Here is a 17480-nt window from a genome sequence, read left to right on the forward strand (position 1 = left end):
GGGCCTTTTTGCGTTCGATGCCTAGTGGGGCGGGGGCGGCCGACTGGTTCGGATGTCCGTCATGATCCTCATCGGGACACTCACGGACGCCGGTCGCGGGCCTCCTCCAGGCGGCGCAGGAAGGCGGCAGCCTGCCGTCCGCGCTCGACCGCATCCTCGCTGCCCCGGCGCAGGACGATCCGCCCATCGCGCACCGTGACGTCGTCGGAGACCGGGATCACCGGCCCGGTCCTGTCCGGATGGAAATCGGCCGCGATGCCCTGCGGGCCGCCGCTGAGGCGGACAATGCCGAGGGCGAGGCATCCGATGCGCAGGGCGGCCAGGGTGAACAGCGCCTCCACCGGCTTCGGCAGGGGGCCGAACCGGTCCTCGATCTCGTCGCGCAGGGCGTCGATCTCGGCCTCGGCGCGCAGGCGCAGCAGGCGGCTGTAGAGGCTCAGGCGGATCTCGGGCTCGGGGATGTAGTCGGCGGGCACGCGGCCGCTCAGGCCGATCCGCACCTCCGGGCTCCAATCCTCGGCCGCCTCGCCCTTGGCCGCGCGGAGCGCCAGTTGCAGCAGGTGCTGGTAGAGGCCGAGGCCGACGAGCTTGACATGGCCCGACTGGTCGTCGCCGATGAGATCGCCCGCGCCGCGCAAGTCGAGGTCACGGGCGGAGATGGCGAAGCCCGCACCGAGCCGGTCGAGCGCCTCCAGCGTGCGCAGCCGCTTCTCGGTCGAGGGGCTGAGCGGCTTGTCGGGACGCGCGAACAGGTACACCACGCCGCGCCGCTGCCCGCGCCCGACCCGGCCGCGCAACTGGTGCAGCTGCGCGAGGCCGAAGCGCTCCGCATCCCAGACCAGCATCGTGTTGGCCCGCGGCACGTCGAGCCCGCTCTCGATGATGCTGGTGGCGAGCAGCACGTCGCCCTCGCCGTCGGCGAAGCGGACCATGGCGTCGTCCATCTCGGCCGGTTTCATCTCGCCATGCGCGGTCACGACGTCGAGCCCCGGCACGAGCGCGCGCAGGCGCTCGGCCATCGGCGCGATATCCTCGATGCGCGGGCAGACGACGAAGCTCTGGCCGCCGCGGCGATGCTCGCGACGCAGGGCCGCGGCGAGCGTCGCCTCCTCGAACGGAGCGATCACCGTGCGGATCGGCTGGCGCACCGCCGGGGGCGTGGCGATCACGCTGAGGCTCTGCAGGCCGACCATCGCCGCCTGGAGCGTGCGCGGGATCGGGGTTGCGCTCAGGGTGAGGATGTGGGCCTCGCCCGCCGCCCTGCGCAGGCTCGCCTTGGTCTTCGCCCCGAAGCGCTGCTCCTCGTCGATGATGGCGAGCCCGAGATCGTGGAACGCGACGCCGCGCCCGGCGAGCGCCTGGGTGCCGATGACGAGGCGCACGCTGCCGTCGGCGAGGCCCTGCTTCACCCGCTTGGCCTCGGCGGGTGAAACGAGACGCGAAAGATGCGCCACCGTGATGCCGAAACGGGCAAAGCGGCGCCGAAAGGTCTCGACATGCTGGCGCACCAGAACCGTGGTCGGCGCCATCACCGCAACCTGCCGGCCGGCGAAGACCGCCGCCGCGGCGGCGCGCAGGGCCACTTCGGTCTTGCCGAACCCGACATCGCCGCAGACCAGACGGTCCATCGGCGCCGCGCCCGCGAGATCGGCCAGAGTCTCCTCGACCGCACGGGCCTGATCGCCGGTGAGGGGATAGCCGAAGCCGGCGGCGAACCGCTCCATCTCGCGCTCCGGCGGCACGATCCGCGGCGCGCGCATGTTCCGGCGCTCCTGCGCGGCGCGCAGCATCGCCCGCGCCGCCTTGGCGAGGGTCGCCTCTGTCTCCAGGCGCCGCCGGGCCCAGGTGCCCCCGTCGAGCCGGTCGAGGGTCACCGCCTCGGCCTCCGATCCGTAGCGCCAGACGCGATCGGCCTGGCTCACCGGCACCATCAGGATGGCCTCGTCGGCAAAGCGCAGGCGCAGGGCATCCTCCTCGTCCACCTCGCCCGTGCGGACCGGCTCGAGTCCCTCGAACACGCACAGGCCGTGATCGCGATCGATCGCCACGTCGCCGACCCGCAATTCGACCTCGCCGATCGGCAGCACGGCGGGCGCACGCTGCACCCCCGCGGAGAGGGGCCCGAACAGGTCGGCGGCGGCGATCACCGTCGCGCCCGCCTCCGGCACGCGGAAGCCCGCCTCGACCGGCGCCTCGATCGCCAGCACCGCTCCGGGCTCCGCCGCCTCGACCTCGGTCCAACCGTCGATCAGGCGCACGGTCCGCTCATCGACGGCGGCGGCCGCCCGCACGAGGCGGCGGAACGGCGCCTTGGGACCGGCGAGCACGAGGCGCTCGCCGTCCTTGAGGGCCGCGCGCACGGCCTTGGCGAAGGCCGCCTCGGGACGGCGCTCGCGGGCGAAGACCGGCCCGGCCACCTGCTCCGCCGCATCCACGGTCGCGGCGGCCAGCCGGCGGGCGTCGATCAACGCCGCCCAGGCATCGGGCGTGAGGTAGAGATCCGGCGCAGCATCCGGCCGGGATCGCTGACCACTCCCGGCGGATGAGGCCGCGCCCTCCGCCTCCCATCCCTCGGCGATCTGCTCGAAGAAGGCGGCGGCGCGCTCCTCCACCCCGGCCTCGACGACGAGGCGGGCCTCGGGCGCGTAGTCGAGGATCGTGACGAGCGACGGGTAGAAGCGCGCCAGCCGGTGCTCCTGGCCGGTGAAGGGCTCGAGGCATACGCCCGAATCCGGCGCCAGGATGATCTCGGTGGCGGGATCGATCACCAGCCGCTCGGTCTCGACCCGTGAGCGCTGCGACACCGGATCGTAGGATCGGATCGCGGTGATGCGGGCGCCATCGTGCTCGACCCGGCAGGGGAGCGGCGCCGCCGCCGGGAACACGTCGAGGGTCCGCCCCCGGACCGCGACCTCCCCGGGCTCGTCGACGCGGTCGTCGAGGATGTAGCCGAGCCGTGCCAGCTGCGCCGTCAAACCCTCGGGATCGAGCGGATCACCGACGCGCAGTTCGACATGGGCGCTCGCCCAGGTCTCCGGCGGCGGCACGCGCTGCAGGAGCGCGGGGGCGGTGGTGAGCAGGATGTCGGGCTGCGCCTGGGCGTCGGTCAGCCAGCGCAGCACACCCGCGCGCGCGCCCATGACACCGCGGGAGGGCGAGGCGCGATCGAACGGCAGGCAATCCCATTCGGGAAAGACCGCCACGGTCCGCTCCGGTGCCAGGGCTCGAAGGACCGCGGCGATCTCTTCGAGGCGGCGCCCGTCGCGGGCCACGTGGATCAGCGGCCGCGCGGCAACTGCAAGACCGAGCAGGGCGGCTGCCAGAGCCCCCGTCGGGATCAGCGGTGCGGCACCCGCGTCGCGGCTCGGATCCTGGTCTCGGGGCTTCGCTGTCCTGGGCTTTGCCATCTCTGTTCCGTGCAGGCGACGTCCGGGGTCGACCTGCGGGAACTGCGCATGGCGGGGCGGCGGTTCCTGTCCGGACGGGCGATCGCCGAATCTCCGCGCAGTTCGCTGGGGACGACCGGGCGGAGGGCGACAACACGACACGGCCGCCGCGTCGGCGCCACGCCGCTCGCAGCCCCCTCGCAGGGCCACCGCATGCCGCCGAATTGGGCACGCCTGCGCCCGGAACAGCACCGGTCGCTCGGACGGACCGCTCGATTCGCGCCGCGCCCGCCCAAGCGTCAGCGACCGAGGACGTCGGCTTCGACTGTGCCCACGGCCTCGGCCTGCTCCCCCGCGACCGCGCGATCGGATTTTCGCCTGAGAAGCGCGCCGATACCGACGACGAGTACCGCACCGAGGGCGCCTGCCGCCAAGTGCAGGTTCGGCTGCAGGACGGAGGGCAGGGCCTCGATCACGTGCTGCTGCATCAGCCGATCGCTGGCGATCATCTCGCCCGCCACCCACCCCAGAAGGCCACCGCCGAACCAGATCAGGATCGGGAACCGGTCGATCAGACGGGTGATCAGGGTCGCCCCGACCACGAGGAGCGGGACGGACAGGGCGAGGCCGATGATGAAGAGCTCGTCATGCCCCTTGGCGGCCCCCGCCACGGCAACGACGTTGTCGAAGCTCATGACCGCGTCGGCCACGGCGATTGTCCAGATCGCCCGGAGAAGGCTCGACTGTTCCTTGATGTGGCTCTCGTCCTCCTCCTCGCCGCGCACCAGCTTCACGGCGATGTGCAGCAGGATGAGGCCGCCGACCACTTTCAGCAGCGGCACCGCGAGAAGCTGCGAGATGATCAGGGCGAAGACGATCCGCAGGAGCGCCGCGACCAGGGCACCCGCATACACCCCGATCCGCAGCTGCCGCTCGGGCAGTCCTCGGCAGGCCAGGGCGATGACCACGGCGTTGTCCCCCGACAGGATGATGTCGATCCAGACGATCTGGAGGAGGGACAGCAGGAAGGAGGAACTCAGATAGGCATCCACGATCGCACGCTTTCGCTGCCCCAGCCCGTCATGGCGACGGCGCGAACGGCAGGCGCTCGCGCGACATTCCTGAGAGGCGATGAGGATGTTCGGTGAGGCCGGTCCCATCGTCCGGCGGGAGCGCCGGCCCGATGGGCTTTTCCGGCGAAGGGATGCCGGACCGCCGCAGGCCCGGCAACGGCGGGAACGGAGAGCCGGCCCCGATCGCAATCCATCCGGGCTCGGCTCCGGACCTTGTTTCGGGGTGCCCTCTCGTCGAAACGCGCCCTCGAACGCGCGTCAGGGATTGGCCTCGACGGCGGATCGGAGGACGGGCGTCCAGCGGGCGACCTCGCTCTCGACGAGCTTCTGTAGCGCGTCGGGTCCGGCCTCGGCCTCCTTCGGCACCGTGCCGCCGAGTTCGAGGATACGCTTCTTCGCGCCCGGATCCTTCAGCGCGGTCTCGAGCGCGGCGACGAGCTTGGTCCGGACATCGGCCGGCAAGCCCTTCGGCGCGAAGACGGCGTTCCAGGCGCTGACCTCGTATTCGGGCAGGCCCGCCTCCTTGGTGGTCGGCACGTCGGGCAGGCTCGGGGAGCGCTCGGGCGTGGCGATGGCGTAGGCCTTGATCGTGCCGCCGGTGATCTGCGGGGCGACGTTGACGATCTGGTCGGTCATGAAATCGACCTGCCCCGCCACGAGGTCGTTCAGCGCCGGCCCGGTGCCGCGATAGACGACGAGGGTCGGTTTGGCGCCGACGAGCGAGTCGAACAGCACGCCCGTCGAGTGCGAGACGGAGCCGACGCCGGCATGCGCCTGGTTGATCGAGGCACCGCCGGATTTGAGCGCCTCGATGAAGCCCTTGAGGTTCTCGGCCGGCATGGACTTCTTGGCGACGATGACGATCGGCGTGCCGGCGGCGAGCCCGATCGGGTCGAAGCTCTTGGCCGGGTCGTATTTCAGGCCCTTGAACAGGGCCGGGGCCGCGCCGTGCGTGCCCATATGCCCCATCATGATGGTGTAGCCGTCGGACGCCGCCTGCGAGGCGCGGGTGATCCCGGTCGTGCCGCCGGCACCGGTGACGTTCTCGATGACGACCTGCTGGCCCAGCGCCCGCGACATCGGCTCGGCGACGATGCGCGCGACGACGTCGGTGGGACCGCCGGCCGCGAAGGGCACCACCATGGTGATCGGGCGCTGGGGGTAGGTGTCCGCCGCCGCCCCGAAGGCGGCGAGCGCCGACAGGAGACTGATCGCGAGAGCCGTTCTCATGGTTTCCTCATCCCTTCCTGATCTGGTCTTGTGTCGCCTTGCCTCGTCCTGTCGGAGCTCCCTGAGCTCCGCCTGTCTTCCCGCCGCTCAGGCCTCCGTGAAGACCTCGTCGCGGCTTCGTCGCAGCGACGGCAGCAGCGCCAGCGCGAGGATGGTGAAGGCGACGAGGAACAGCAGCGCGCTGACCGGACGCTCCAGGAAGACCATGGCGTCGCCGCGGGAGAGGGTGAGCGCGCGGCGCAGGTATTCCTCCATCAGCTTGCCCAGCACGAACCCCAGCAGGAGCGGCGCCGGCTCGAAGCCGAACTTGATCAGCGCGTAACCGAACACCCCGAACGCCGCGATGAGCATGACGTCGGTGGGCAGTGAATTGATCGAGTAGATGCCGATTGAGCAGAACATCAGGATCGCGGGGAACATCAGCCGGTAGGGCACCTTCAGCAGGCGCACCCAGATGCCGACCAGCGGCAGGTTGATGACGAGCAACATCAGGTTGCCGACCCACATCGAGGCGATCATGCCCCAGAACAGGTTGGGGCTCTTGGTCATCACGCCGGGCCCGGGGACGATGCCGTGGATGGTCATCGCACCGACCATCAGCGCCATCACCGCGTTGGGCGGGATGCCGAGGGTGAGGAGCGGGATGAAGGCCGTCTGCGCGCCCGCATTGTTGGCGCTCTCCGGGCCGGCGACCCCCTCGATGGCGCCGCGGCCGAACCGGCTCGGATCGCGGGCGATGCGCTTCTCGACGGTGTAGGCGGCGAACGGACCGAGGACGGCGCCGTTGCCCGGCAGGATCCCGAGCGAGGCGCCGATCGCGGTGCCGCGCAGGGTCGCGGGCATCGCCTGCCGGAGATCGGCCAGACTCGGCAGCAGGCGGCCGATGCGCGCCCGCGCGACGTCCCGCGTCTCGGTCTGGTCCAGGTTGCGCAGGATCTCGGCCACCCCGAACAGGCCCATGGCCAGCACGGAGAAGTCGATGCCGTCGGTCAGGAAGGTGAAGCCGAAGGTCATCCGCTCCTCGCCGGTCTCGAGGTCGGTGCCGATGCAGGCGAACAGGATGCCGACCAGGATCATGGCCACGGCCTTGAGCACCGAGCCGTGGGCGAGGACGACCGCGAAGGCCAGTCCCATCACCATCAGGGCGAAGTATTCCGCCGGCCCGAAGATCAGCGCGAGGCGGGTGAGCGGCGCGCCGAGCGCCGCGATCAGCAGCGTGGCGACGGTGCCGGCGAAGAACGAGGCGATCGCGGCCGTGCCCAGGGCGATGCCGGCCCGGCCCTGCCGCGCCATCTGGTGCCCGTCCAGCGTGGTGACGACCGAGGTCGCCTCGCCGGGGATGTTGACGAGGATCGCGGTGGTCGAGCCGCCGTACTGCGCCCCGTAATAGATGCCGGCGAGCATGATCAGCGCGCCCACCGGATCGAGGCCGAAGGTGATCGGCAGCAGCATGGCGATGGTGGCGATCGGCCCAACGCCGGGCAGCACGCCGATCAGCGTGCCGACAAGGCAGCCGAGGAAGCAGAGCAGCAGGTTCTGCAGGCTCAGCGCGACGGCGAAACCGAGGCCGAGATTGGAGAGAAGATCCGGCACGGGCGGGGCTTCCGATCAGGCGGTCATCGAGTGCCGGGCGACATCGGTCCCACCCCGCCGGGTGGACCGGCGCTGCAGGACGAGCAGCCCCAGACCGGCCAGGGCGAGCGTCCCGGCCATCAGCCGCAGGAGCAGCCGCGAGGGGATCCGCCCGCTCGCCGCCTCGACGAGGGCGGCGGGAAAGAGCGGGATCGGCAGGTTGAGCAGATCGCCGAACAGAAGCATGCACCCGGCCGTGAGGAGCAGCGCCAGGATCAGAAGCTCACGGAATCGCGCCTCGGGGCTCGCATAGCCCGCGAGGATGACCGCGAGGGGACCGGCGACGATCAGGCCGAGGCCGGGCGTGGTGACGGGGCCGAGGTCGGTGGGCCGGATCGTCGCCGCGAAGGCGAGGATGGCCAGGACGACGACGACCGGACCGCGCAGGCCGACCGCCTGGAGCCCGTCTCCGCCGCGCACGAAGCCCGTTGCGGCCAGCGCGACTCCGCAGGCAGCCACGCCGATCGCGACCCAGTGCGGCAGCATTCCGGGGCCCATCGCGCCGAGGGTCCCGCGCGGCAGATCGCCCGCGGCCCAGACGCCGAACACCCCGAGCAGGACGAGGCCGAGACCGGCCGCCACGTTCTGCGACAGGCGTAGGAGCGCACGACCCGACCCAACGCCACTCGACCGGTCGCTCATCGTCCCCTCTCAACGGGCATGCCCGCACCGGTGCCTCCGGTGTGCGCGGCACAACGGGAACGACCGAATCCTCCCCTGAGGAACTTTGTCCGCAGCCTATGCCGTGAAACCAATCTTCGGCAAGACCTTGCACCCGCGAAACCCTTCCTCTCCCATTCTTCTGTTGCCGACAGCAGAATCGCGGGTCTTCACGCCGGCTCCCGTCGGCAGCATTACGTCAGGCTGAGAGCGGGCTCGCCGCGACCGCAAGGCGACCGGGCAGCGCCTTCCACCGCCGTGCGGCTCGCGGCCTTCCGCTCACCGCACCGAGAGGCCGGAAGTCGACGATAGCTGAACCCTTTTCTGTGATTGCGCGTTTGTTGATCCGGTTTGACAGTTTAGGCGAAAGGACAATGTTCATGCGCAAAATTCTTGTTGCGACGGCCGCCCTCGGCACATTGATCATCCTCGATGCTCCGAGCCTCGCGCAAGGGTTCCGGATTGGTCCCGGCGGCGTGGAGATCGATGATGGCCGCGGCTATCGCGAGGAACGGGAAGAACGCCGCTATCGCCGCATGTGCCGAGAGCTTCGCGACCGCTGCGAGAACCGGGACATCTACGGCGAGGAAGGCCAGGGCAACTGCCGGCGCTACCGCCGCATGTGCGGCTGAACGCGACGAAACCTGACGGCGACTTGGATCTGCATCCGACCGGCTCACATCGGTGCGGGTGCTGTTCCGGCCAAGCGGGCCCGGCAGGCACGGGCCGGCGTGCCCAGAGGGCGCGATCGAGAGACCCGGACGGTCGCGGTCGACGATCGCGCTCAGATGAACCCTCGTTCGCGCAGGGCCCGGATCGACGACACGGCGTCCCGATGATGGATGAAGACGCCGCCGGCCGCCTCCCAGCGATGCCGGTGCGTATCCCAATCGTCGACCAGCGCATCGCCCGGACGGCAATGCTCGCGCTTCAGCGCGGCGGTCGTCGCGATCATCGGAACGTCGGGAAAGTGGCGCGCCGCCCAGCGCCGCTTCTGCGGCTCGGCCCAGTTCCCCCGCGGCAGGCCGGTGAGGATGACCGGCCGACAGGCGCTGACGGCCTCGTAGAGGTCCCGGGCATCCGGCAAGAGGTCGAGTGACGCGAAGAAGTCGGGTTCCGCCGCCAGCCGGTCCCAGAATGGCTTCAGGCCGAACCGGCGCTGGAAGGCCTCCGGTGACATCCCGAGCACGCGCGTGGCTCCGCGATCGAAGTCGGCCAGGACCCCATCGCAGTCGAGAAACACCGTCGGCATCGCTGCGGCAGCCCCTTCGTGATCTTGCGTCCGTCGTCTGACGTCGCGGCCTCGCGCGAGGCCCGACGGATAACGCGCATCGATGGCTCCGGCTCGCCGCAGCAACGAACGGCCGCAGATCTCGTCCCGGCAGCCCGATCGAGGCTCGTACGCCACACGCGCCGACCTCGATGGGAGCGGGGGCCGGCGCGTGCCCGGGATCGAGTTGCGAGCCCGTTCGTGACGCGATAGCTCGCCCCGGCGAGCGGATGGACATGGAACACCACAAACACACTCTCGTGCTCGTGCGGCACGGCCAGAGCGAGGACAACGAGCGGGAGCTCTTTTCCGGATTGCGCGATCCAGCCCTGACGCCCCGCGGCGTCGAGGAGGCCAGCAGGGCCGGCACGGCACTCAGGACGCTCGGATACCGGTTCGACGCGGCGTTCACGAGCCGGCTCGGACGTGCCCAGCACACCCTCGCGCTGATCCTCGAAGGGCTGGGCCAGTCCGATCTGCCCGTACAGGCGGATGCGGCCCTGAACGAACGGGATTACGGAGCGCTCGCCGGTCTCAACAAGACGGAAGCGCGCGCCCGGTTCGGGGTCGAGCAGGTCCGCACCTGGCGGAAATCCTACGATGCGGTGCCCCCCGGCGGTGAGAGCCTGGCGATGACGGGGGCTCGCCTGTGGCCGTTCTTCGAGCGCACCGTCGCCCCTCGTGTTCACGACGGCGGGTGCGTGCTCGTCGTCGCTCACGGAAATTCGCTGCGATCGCTGCTCATGCGCCTCGACCGCATCGACCCCAGGCACATCGAGGACGTAAACATCGGTACGGCCGAGATCCTCGTCTACCGGAGCGACGCGGTCTCTCGGACGCTCACCCGGGCGGCGGCGATCGCACCGAAGACGCAGGATTGATCGGCCGTCGAGCCCCGGATCGGATCCCGACACAGCGCCGCGATCCGGCGCCGCGTCACCGCCCTCGCACGCGGTCGCACGAGGGCCTCAAGCCTCAGACCGCCCCGCGCGCAGCATCGCCCTGCAGGTAGCGCGTGAGATTGCGTCGGATGCGCTCGAGCGGCACTTCGGCCGGATCGGGCAGGACGAAGGTGTCCTGCGTGATGGTCTCGTAGGCGCGGATGTAGACGGCCGCAGCCCCGAGCACGACCTCCGGCGGGATGTCCGGGATCGGATCGCTATAGGGGTCGCAGCGCGCCACGACCCAGTTGCGGACGTAGTCCTTGTCGAAGCTCTCGGGCGCCGTCCCGGCCGCGAGCCGTTCGGGGTAGCTTTCCGCGAACCAGTAGCGGCTGCTGTCCGGGGTATGGATCTCGTCGGCGAGCACGATCCGTCCCTCCGCATCGGTCCCGAACTCGTACTTCGTGTCGGCGAGGATGAGGCCGCGTTCGGCAGCGAGCGCCTGTCCGCGGGCGAACAGCGCCAGCGCCGCCTGGGAGACGGTCCGCCATTGCTCGGCCGTGAGCAATCCCTGCTCCAGGATCGCCGCCTCGCTGAGCGGCTCATCGTGGCCGCCATCGGCCGCCTTCGTGGTCGGCGTGATGACGGCCTCCGCCAGACGCTCGTTCGCGCGCATCCCATCGGGAAAGCGATGGCCGTACATCTCGCGCTCGCCGCGCTGATAGCGGGTCAGGATCGAGGTGGAGGTCGTCCCCGCCAGGTAGCCCCGCACCACGATCTCGACCGGGAGGATATCGAGACGGCGCCCGACGACGACGTTCGGGTCCGGATAGGCCAGGACGTGGTTCGGACAGATGTCGGCGGTCCGCTCGAACCAGTAGCGCGCGGTCTGCGTCAGAACCTGCCCCTTGAAGGGAATGGCGGCGAGCGGGCGATCGAAGGCGCTGATCCGGTCGGTGGTGATGAGGATCCGGCGGCCGTCGGCCAGATCGTAATTGTCGCGCACCTTGCCCCGGTAGCGGTTGGGCAGCCCGGCGATCTCCGCCTCGTCCAGCACGTGGTGCGCGTACGGTGCGAGGGCGCTTGCATCCTTCATTCGTCTCACCCGCTCGTTTCAGGAAGGGAGGTCGAGCAAGCCTCGTAGCAGGGAAGGCTCCCATCGTCGCCGCGGAACGCGGCGTCGCGGCCGATCTTCGGCACACTCCCAGAGCGGTGTCGTCCACGCCGATGACGATCGAGGCTCGCTTGCCGGCACCGCGGCCCCTCGGCTGGTGCCTCATCTCTGTACCCGCAAGTTCTTTTTCACCCGAGGCGGGACCGGCCCGATCGATGGCTCCTTCTTGACCCGAAAGGATTTGATGGCAGCGTTTCCAAAGCTGCATCGGCGTGCAAAACTCTTCCGTCGAACAAACAGAAGGCTTGTCCCGCCTCGGCAGGACAAGTCTTCCGGTCAACCGGGTCGCAGCGAGATGCCGTCGTCTGAAATCGATGTGATCCGGGCCCGCCTTGCCGCACATCCGCGGCCCGCCGATCTCGCCGCACGGCGGGCGCGGATCGATGGTCTCGGAGCCGGCTACGTGCTGCCGCCGGACGTCGCCGTCGAAGCCGTCGATGCCCACGGCGTGCGCGCGGAGTGGACGAGCACGCCCGCCGCCGGAGAAGACGGGCGTGTCGTGCTGTTCCTGCACGGGGGCGGCTACGTCTCCGGCTCGCTGACAAGCCATCGCCACATGGTCGCGCAGGCCGGGCGCGAAGCGGGGGCGCGCACCCTGGCGCTCGACTACCGGCTCGCACCCGAGCACCCGTTCCCGTCCGCTCTCGAGGATGCCCTCGCCGGATATCGCTTTCTGCTCGATGCGGGCATCGCACCGGCGCGGATTGCGCTTGCGGGAGAGAGCGCGGGAGGCGGTCTCGCGCTCGCAGCGGTCCTGTCGCTGCGAGAGGCGGGACTGCCGCTGCCGGGCTGCCTGTGGCTCAGTTCGCCCTGGACCGATCTCGCCCTGACCGGCGCCAGTCTGGAGGCCAAGGCCGCCGTCGATCCGCTGCTCAGCCGCGGCTACCTGTCAGAACTGGCGAGCCTCTACCTGAACGGCGCCGATGCGCGAGGGGTGCTCGTCTCACCGATCTACGCCGACTTGGCCGGATTGCCGCCGATGCTGATCCAAGTCGGCTCGGCCGAAACCCTTCTCGACGACTCGGTTCGGCTGGCCGCCGGCGCGGGGGCTGCGGACGTCTGCGTGCAGCTCGAGATCTGGCCGCACATGATCCATGCTTGGCATCTCTTCTATCAGGAGGTCGCGGAGGGACGGCGCTCGCTGGCGGCGGCCGGTGCCTTCATCAGAGCCCATCTCGATCGCGATCGAGCGTGAACGGTGCCGGGTCGCGCTCGATGCGAGAGCCGGATCCGGCCGGATCGCTTCACGCCGGCGTCTCCAAGCCTCCGCTCCGACGCGCATTCTCTGGCCGGACCACCCCCTGCATCGGAGCGCGCCCGCTTCGGACATCGGCAGAACAGCTATTCGCCCTGCACCTGTCGCTGATCGCGTTCCAACTGCTGCAGCAACTCCGCCAAGCGCGGATCGAGCACCTCGTCGAGCACCGGCTCATACAACGCCTCCAACTGCCGCCCGAGCCGCAGCCGCGTGCGGGCGTCGAGGATCGGGCTGTGTTCGACCGCGGGAGCCGGCGACGGGGGCGCATCGGGGGTGGCGTTCATGGGAGACGGGCGCTCGATGTTCACAAGGGACGGCCGCAGGAAGCCTTCTGATCAACCAAACGCCTGATCCGCGGTTTGGCCCAATAACGGCTCATGCAGGCCTTCGATCCGGGAATCGAGCGGACATGCGATCGATCGGTTGCGGACACCATCGCCCGCCGGACGACCTCCTTCAGGGCCGGCGCGAACGCCGCGAAGCCGATCGGCGGCGGTGCTCAGCACGCCCGGCACGCCGTGCCGCTTAGAGCGCATTCCGATGAAGTGGTCACCGGTTCGTCGAAAGAAGGCGCGCCAAAACAATGAGCGAGAGACGCGGGCCTGATGCAATCAGGTCCGATACGGCTCTAGGGGCCGGCCTGTTCCTGCGCCTCCTCACCCGCCGGCTTGCCGTCCTCCCGAGCGCGGTGGAGCACGAAAATCGCGATCACCATGGTCAGGATCAGGCCTGCCAGAACCGCAAGCTCGATCATCGAGGCCTGAAACAAGGCTTGTTTTTCCGGGGACCAGTCCTTGGCGTGGGTGATCTCCGAGGATTGCAGGGTAATCACGAGGACCCGCCGGATCGAGGCGATGAGGCCGACGATCAGGAACGGCTCGCAGGTCAGCCTGCCCGAGCGCATCGATACCCGCACCGTGTGCAGGATCTCGATCAACATCAGCAGGAACAGCAGCCGGTCCACCACCTCGAGGATCTGATCGGCGCCCCCAAGGGTGCGGAAGGCTTCCCATGTCAGCCCGGCGGCATCGATCAGCGCGACGAGGGCCGTCAGAGCGAGCAGGGCGCCGAGAGCGGCGTAGATGGCGTGCTCGGTATGAAGGAAGATGAAGCTCGCTGCGCGCGTGAGCCGGCCCTGACCCTCCGTGTCGCTGGACATGGCTCACGCTCCTCCAGAGTTTCCAACCTCTACGTGTTCTGGAGAACAGACACGATCGGCGACCGAGCGTCCAGCGCGGACGCAATCGCTGAACGCAGCCGAAGGGCCTGGATATGCGAAACCAGCTCGGCCTGTGGGACGGTGGCTGGGTTACCGGGACTGCATCATGCGAATGCGTGTGATTAGCTCACGACGATGCGCTCATCGAGTTTACGATCAACAGTTTGAACTATTTCGTCGATCCCTGCGTGAGGCGTGCCAAGCTTTTGCGCGATCAGCTTCACCAACAGGTCGACCCGCTCGATGAAGGGAGCGCCGTTCGCGACTGCGCGCGCAGCTGACGAGGGCTTGAGGAGGCTCTCGGCGGCCTTGGCATACTTCTCGAACGGCACTTGGTCTCTCGGATCAGCCCCCAAGTGCCGGGCAATGGAGTCGACGTGTTCGTAGATGGCGCGTGAACGCGTCGGATCGCCATGCACGGCGTCACGGATCGACTGCATCTCACCCTGCGTGATGCAGCGATAATTTCCAGTCAGCAGCATCGACCATTTTGCGAGCGGGACAAACAACGAGTCGAACACCTTCAGCTTGACCGGCACATCCTGGCCGTCGAGCCGGACGGCATCGATGTCGGCTTCCAGCTCTCGGAGAAGCTGGCTATGCGCCTCATCAGCGAACGGCGCTGCCTTGAAGTTCGTCGGTAGCCCGACATGGAGCACGTTAGCGCCCTCATCCGGTGGGCGAAAAGCCTGCGGATCAGGTGAGCAGAGCGACACCAATCCTGGCTCGAACCGGTCCCAAACGCCCGCATTGGTGTAGGCAGCCTCCAGATCCATCTCCGCGAGCGCGGGGATGCGCTTGAGATAAGGCAGAGGAGGCATGTTCATCAGGGAGAGACAGGGGAGCTTTGCCGCAGCGATCTTGATCATCAGCACGCGGATCGTGTGGTTGGTGTATTGTGGCTCCTGCATGGCGAGGACAGCCAGGTTGTATCGGGAAACGTCGACCTGCTCCGGCGCAGTCGCGTCCACGGTCCCCGGAAGCTCGCGCGATCGTATCGCCCGATAGTCGGCCTCATCACGCAACTTGATGCGAACTTCTGTCCCCTCCCGGTTGATCAAGTCCGCGGTCTTACGGCGGCAGACGAGAGTCACGTTGTGACCAGCCATCAGCAACTTCGTGGCGAGTAACGAGCCGTATGAGGCTCCCAGAATCAGGATGTTGCGAGGCATGCCGTCCCCCCAGCCGTCTTGTTGGAAGCTCGAAATCTCACGTCCTGAAGCCAGATATCGCACGCCTCGCGCTCCAGGCCCACCAGTCTCTTGAGCGTACCCTGAAGCTACGCCTCGTCCGGTCCGGCGAAATCCTCTACAGCTACGCGGCGCTGTTGGTTGATCTTCAGGCCGTTGATCGCCAGGCCAGGGATCAGAGAACGCCAGAGCGCTTTCCGACGATGCGGATGCCGGTCCGTCGAAGAAGGCGCGTCAAAGCCATGTTCTCGAGACGCCGCCCCTCGTCTCACTTCTCGACGAAGGCCTTCTCGATCACGTAGTGGGCGGCCTCGCCGTGGTTGCCCTCCTCGTAGCCGAGGCCGGTGAGCATCTCGCGGGTGTCCTTGATCATCTCCGGCGAGCCGCACAGCATGAAGCGATCGTTCTCGATCGACATCGGCGGCAGGCCGATATCCGCAAACAGCTTGCCCGAGGTCATCAGGTCGGTGATCCGACCGCGGTTGCGGAACGGCTCGCGGGTGACGGTCGGGTAGTAGATCAGCTGGCTGGCGATCATCTCGCCGAGGAACTCGTGCTTGGGCAGCGTCTCAGTGATGGTCTCGCCGTAGGCCAGTTCCTGCACCTGGCGGCAGCCATGGACCAGCACGACCTTCTCGAAGCGGTCGTAGGTCTCCGGATCCTTGATGATCGACAGGAAGGGCGCGAGCCCGGTGCCGGTGCCGAGCAGGTAGAGGTGACGGCCGGGCAGCAGGTTGTCGAGCACCAGCGTACCGGTCGGCTTCTTGCCGACCATGATCGGGTCGCCGACCTTGAGGTGCTGCAGCTTCGAGGTGAGCGGGCCGTTCGGCACCTTGATCGAGAAGAACTCCAGCTCCTCCTCGTAATTGGCCGAGACGACCGAGTAGGCGCGCAGCAGCGGCCGACCCTCGACCTCGATGCCGATCATCGTGAACTCGCCGTTGCGGAAGCGGAACGAGGGATCGCGCGTCGTGCGGAAGGAGAAGAGCGTGTCGGTCCAGTGATGGACGGAGAGGACGCGCTCCTCGTTGTACTTGCTCATGCTATCACCTGCTGCCTTCGAGGGAGATCAGGCGGCGGCCGGATCCGACACGCCGAACACGGATTCGAGCTTGCCGCCGCGTCCATCCCACGAGGCCGCATCCGTCGGCGGCTCTCGCTTCTCGCTGATGTTCGGCCAGATGGCGGAATACTTGGCATTCAGTGCGCGCCAGCCATCGAGGCCCGGCTCGGTGTCGGCCTTGATCGCGTCGGCCGGGCATTCCGGCTCGCACACGCCGCAATCGATGCATTCGTCCGGATTGATCACGAGCATGGTCTCGCCGACGTAGAAGCAGTCAACCGGACAGACCTCGACGCAGTCCGTGTACTTGCAGCGGATACAGTTGTCGGTGACGACATAGGTCATGGCAGCCATCCATTGGCTCGGTGGGAAGCGGCGTGGCGAGAGTGCTCCTCGGCCCGATCACATCGGCCCGGCCTCTCTCGGATCTTCGCGTCGATGCGCCTTCATCGGCAGCCGGAAGTCCCCGCCGCCGGGAGGCGCCGGGAGCCAGACAGGCAGACGGAGGCGTCTCGGCCGCTTTCCTGCGAGACAGCGCGGTCGCGTCTTCAGAGGACCGTCGCGAGATCCTGTCCTTCGAGATTGACCGCGAGGCCCTTGAGGGCATCGAGGCTGACCTCGCCGCCCATGGCGCGGATGCTCTCCTCGCGGATGAGTGACATCAACCCGCGGCGCAGGCCCAGGAACTCGGAGGAGAGGGTCATAGAGGGCTCGCGCGGCCGCGGCAAAGGGACGACGATCTCGGCCTTGATGCTGCCGGGACGGGCCGTCATCACGTAGATGCGGTCGGACAGGAAGATCGCCTCGTCGATGTCGTGAGTCACGAACAGGACCGAGATCTTCAGCCGCTGCCACATGTTGGTGAGGATCTGTTGCATGATCAGCCGCGTCTGAGCGTCGAGCGCCCCGAACGGCTCGTCGAGGAGCAGGATGCGCGGGCCGGTCGCCAAAGCGCGCACGATGCCGACGCGCTGCTTCATGCCGCCCGAGAGGCGGTCCGGATAGTGATCCTCGAAGGGCGTGAGGCCGGCGAGGCCGAGCAGGGTACGAGCCCGCCGCTCACGCTCGCTTCGCGGAACGCCGCTCATCTTGAGCCCGAATTCGACGTTCTGGCGCACGGTCTTCCAGGGAAACAGCGAGTATTGTTGGAAGATCATGCCTCGATCGGCGCTGGGGCCCGAGATCCCCTCACCGTCGACCGTCACGGCTCCGCCCGATGGCGTGAGAAAGCCGGCGAGCGCGTTCAGCAGCGTCGACTTCCCGCAGCCCGACGGGCCGACGATGGAGACGAATTCGCCGGGTTGGACGTTGAGCGAAGCGTTCGAGACGGCCTCGACGGTGCCCTCCATGGTCTCGTAACGCAGGCAGAAATCCTGGACCTCGATCAGGCCCCGAGCCGTCCCGGCCATGACTTGTCCCTCTCTCCGATGGATCGGCGATGTCT

The 17480-nt window shown here is 68.6% G+C and carries 17 protein-coding genes; 4 read left to right on the plus strand and 13 right to left on the minus strand.

Annotated elements, in window-relative coordinates; genetic code table 11:
* Positions 1–80: 80 nt before the first annotated feature.
* The 5 genes from MPPM_RS06285 to MPPM_RS06305 all read right to left on the minus strand — a co-directional run bounded on the left by MPPM_RS06285 (position 81) and on the right by MPPM_RS06305 (position 7963).
* The gene (locus MPPM_RS06285) at positions 81–3407 is read right to left on the minus strand and encodes a helicase-related protein (protein WP_096484315.1); all 3327 of its coding nucleotides are present in this window, start codon (positions 3405–3407) and stop codon (positions 81–83) included.
* 278 nt (positions 3408–3685) lie between these two features.
* Entirely contained in the window at positions 3686–4438 is a 753-nt protein-coding gene (locus MPPM_RS06290) for a TerC family protein (protein WP_096487750.1), read from the minus strand.
* Between the two features lie 279 nt (positions 4439–4717).
* On the minus strand, positions 4718–5689 hold the full coding sequence (locus MPPM_RS06295; protein WP_096484316.1) for a tripartite tricarboxylate transporter substrate-binding protein: 972 nt from the start codon (positions 5687–5689) through the stop codon (positions 4718–4720).
* 87 nt (positions 5690–5776) lie between these two features.
* Positions 5777–7282, minus strand: a complete 1506-nt coding sequence (locus MPPM_RS06300; protein WP_096484317.1) for a tripartite tricarboxylate transporter permease — start codon at positions 7280–7282, stop codon at positions 5777–5779.
* A gap of 15 nt (positions 7283–7297) precedes the next feature.
* The gene (locus MPPM_RS06305) at positions 7298–7963 is read right to left on the minus strand and encodes a tripartite tricarboxylate transporter TctB family protein (RefSeq protein ID WP_096484318.1); all 666 of its coding nucleotides are present in this window, start codon (positions 7961–7963) and stop codon (positions 7298–7300) included.
* A gap of 398 nt (positions 7964–8361) precedes the next feature.
* On the opposite strand from MPPM_RS06305, the gene MPPM_RS06310 reads away from it, so the two are divergent.
* Positions 8362–8613 (plus strand): hypothetical protein, encoded by a 252-nt coding sequence (locus MPPM_RS06310; RefSeq protein WP_096487751.1) that lies wholly within the window; start codon positions 8362–8364, stop codon positions 8611–8613.
* A gap of 152 nt (positions 8614–8765) precedes the next feature.
* On the opposite strand, the gene MPPM_RS06315 is transcribed toward MPPM_RS06310, so the two are convergent.
* A complete protein-coding gene (locus tag MPPM_RS06315; protein WP_096484319.1) occupies positions 8766–9233 on the minus strand; it encodes a 5' nucleotidase, NT5C type in 468 nt (155 codons plus the stop codon).
* A 254-nt stretch (positions 9234–9487) separates the two neighbouring features.
* Between MPPM_RS06315 and MPPM_RS06320 the strand changes: the two genes are divergently transcribed.
* Entirely contained in the window at positions 9488–10132 is a 645-nt protein-coding gene (locus tag MPPM_RS06320; protein WP_096487752.1) for a 2,3-bisphosphoglycerate-dependent phosphoglycerate mutase, read from the plus strand.
* A gap of 94 nt (positions 10133–10226) precedes the next feature.
* On the opposite strand, the gene MPPM_RS06325 is transcribed toward MPPM_RS06320, so the two are convergent.
* Positions 10227–11228: a phosphoribosylaminoimidazolesuccinocarboxamide synthase gene (locus MPPM_RS06325; RefSeq protein WP_096484320.1), complete on the minus strand. Its 1002-nt coding sequence runs from the start codon at positions 11226–11228 to the stop codon at positions 10227–10229.
* 373 nt (positions 11229–11601) lie between these two features.
* Here MPPM_RS06325 and MPPM_RS06330 point away from each other — a divergent pair, with 373 nt between their 5' ends.
* On the plus strand, positions 11602–12501 hold the full coding sequence (locus MPPM_RS06330) for an alpha/beta hydrolase (RefSeq protein WP_096484321.1): 900 nt from the start codon (positions 11602–11604) through the stop codon (positions 12499–12501).
* A gap of 146 nt (positions 12502–12647) precedes the next feature.
* On the opposite strand, the gene MPPM_RS06335 is transcribed toward MPPM_RS06330, so the two are convergent.
* Positions 12648–12848, minus strand: coding sequence for a hypothetical protein (locus MPPM_RS06335; RefSeq protein WP_096484322.1), 201 nt, complete (start codon positions 12846–12848; stop codon positions 12648–12650).
* A 93-nt stretch (positions 12849–12941) separates the two neighbouring features.
* Here MPPM_RS06335 and MPPM_RS27855 point away from each other — a divergent pair, with 93 nt between their 5' ends.
* A complete protein-coding gene (locus MPPM_RS27855; protein ID WP_157914125.1) occupies positions 12942–13151 on the plus strand; it encodes a hypothetical protein in 210 nt (69 codons plus the stop codon).
* Between the two features lie 41 nt (positions 13152–13192).
* Here MPPM_RS27855 and MPPM_RS06340 read toward each other — a convergent pair whose 3' ends face one another.
* The 5 genes from MPPM_RS06340 to MPPM_RS06360 all read right to left on the minus strand — a co-directional run bounded on the left by MPPM_RS06340 (position 13193) and on the right by MPPM_RS06360 (position 17445).
* On the minus strand, positions 13193–13723 hold the full coding sequence (locus MPPM_RS06340; RefSeq protein WP_096484323.1) for a phosphate-starvation-inducible PsiE family protein: 531 nt from the start codon (positions 13721–13723) through the stop codon (positions 13193–13195).
* A gap of 182 nt (positions 13724–13905) precedes the next feature.
* On the minus strand, positions 13906–14955 hold the full coding sequence (locus tag MPPM_RS06345) for a ketopantoate reductase family protein (protein ID WP_096484324.1): 1050 nt from the start codon (positions 14953–14955) through the stop codon (positions 13906–13908).
* 286 nt (positions 14956–15241) lie between these two features.
* Positions 15242–16015: a ferredoxin--NADP reductase gene (locus MPPM_RS06350; RefSeq protein WP_096484325.1), complete on the minus strand. Its 774-nt coding sequence runs from the start codon at positions 16013–16015 to the stop codon at positions 15242–15244.
* A 27-nt stretch (positions 16016–16042) separates the two neighbouring features.
* Positions 16043–16381 (minus strand): ferredoxin FdxA, encoded by a 339-nt coding sequence (gene fdxA, locus MPPM_RS06355; protein ID WP_096487753.1) that lies wholly within the window; start codon positions 16379–16381, stop codon positions 16043–16045.
* A 203-nt stretch (positions 16382–16584) separates the two neighbouring features.
* Positions 16585–17445 carry an ABC transporter ATP-binding protein gene (locus MPPM_RS06360; RefSeq protein WP_096484326.1) on the minus strand — a complete coding sequence of 287 codons (861 nt, stop codon included), beginning with the start codon at positions 17443–17445 and terminating at the stop codon, positions 16585–16587.
* Between the last annotated feature and the right edge of the window lie 35 nt (positions 17446–17480).

The sequence above is a fragment of the Methylorubrum populi genome, assembly GCF_002355515.1.
GTDB classification, from domain to species: Bacteria; Pseudomonadota; Alphaproteobacteria; order Rhizobiales; family Beijerinckiaceae; genus Methylobacterium; species Methylobacterium populi_A.

Coding starts and splice junctions, on each gene's coding strand:
- MPPM_RS06285 (WP_096484315.1), bottom strand. CDS start 3,407: ATGGCAAAGCCCAGGACAGCGAAGCCCCGAGACCAGGATCCGAGCCGC.
- MPPM_RS06295 (WP_096484316.1), bottom strand. CDS start 5,689: ATGAGAACGGCTCTCGCGATCAGTCTCCTGTCGGCGCTCGCCGCCTTC.
- MPPM_RS06305 (WP_096484318.1), bottom strand. CDS start 7,963: ATGAGCGACCGGTCGAGTGGCGTTGGGTCGGGTCGTGCGCTCCTACGC.
- MPPM_RS06310 (WP_096487751.1), top strand. CDS start 8,362: ATGCGCAAAATTCTTGTTGCGACGGCCGCCCTCGGCACATTGATCATC.
- MPPM_RS06315 (WP_096484319.1), bottom strand. CDS start 9,233: ATGCCGACGGTGTTTCTCGACTGCGATGGGGTCCTGGCCGACTTCGAT.
- MPPM_RS06320 (WP_096487752.1), top strand. CDS start 9,488: ATGGAACACCACAAACACACTCTCGTGCTCGTGCGGCACGGCCAGAGC.
- MPPM_RS06325 (WP_096484320.1), bottom strand. CDS start 11,228: ATGAAGGATGCAAGCGCCCTCGCACCGTACGCGCACCACGTGCTGGAC.
- MPPM_RS06330 (WP_096484321.1), top strand. CDS start 11,602: ATGCCGTCGTCTGAAATCGATGTGATCCGGGCCCGCCTTGCCGCACAT.
- MPPM_RS06335 (WP_096484322.1), bottom strand. CDS start 12,848: ATGAACGCCACCCCCGATGCGCCCCCGTCGCCGGCTCCCGCGGTCGAA.
- MPPM_RS27855 (WP_157914125.1), top strand. CDS start 12,942: ATGCAGGCCTTCGATCCGGGAATCGAGCGGACATGCGATCGATCGGTT.
- MPPM_RS06340 (WP_096484323.1), bottom strand. CDS start 13,723: ATGTCCAGCGACACGGAGGGTCAGGGCCGGCTCACGCGCGCAGCGAGC.
- MPPM_RS06345 (WP_096484324.1), bottom strand. CDS start 14,955: ATGCCTCGCAACATCCTGATTCTGGGAGCCTCATACGGCTCGTTACTC.
- MPPM_RS06350 (WP_096484325.1), bottom strand. CDS start 16,015: ATGAGCAAGTACAACGAGGAGCGCGTCCTCTCCGTCCATCACTGGACC.
- fdxA (WP_096487753.1), bottom strand. CDS start 16,381: ATGACCTATGTCGTCACCGACAACTGTATCCGCTGCAAGTACACGGAC.
- MPPM_RS06360 (WP_096484326.1), bottom strand. CDS start 17,445: ATGGCCGGGACGGCTCGGGGCCTGATCGAGGTCCAGGATTTCTGCCTG.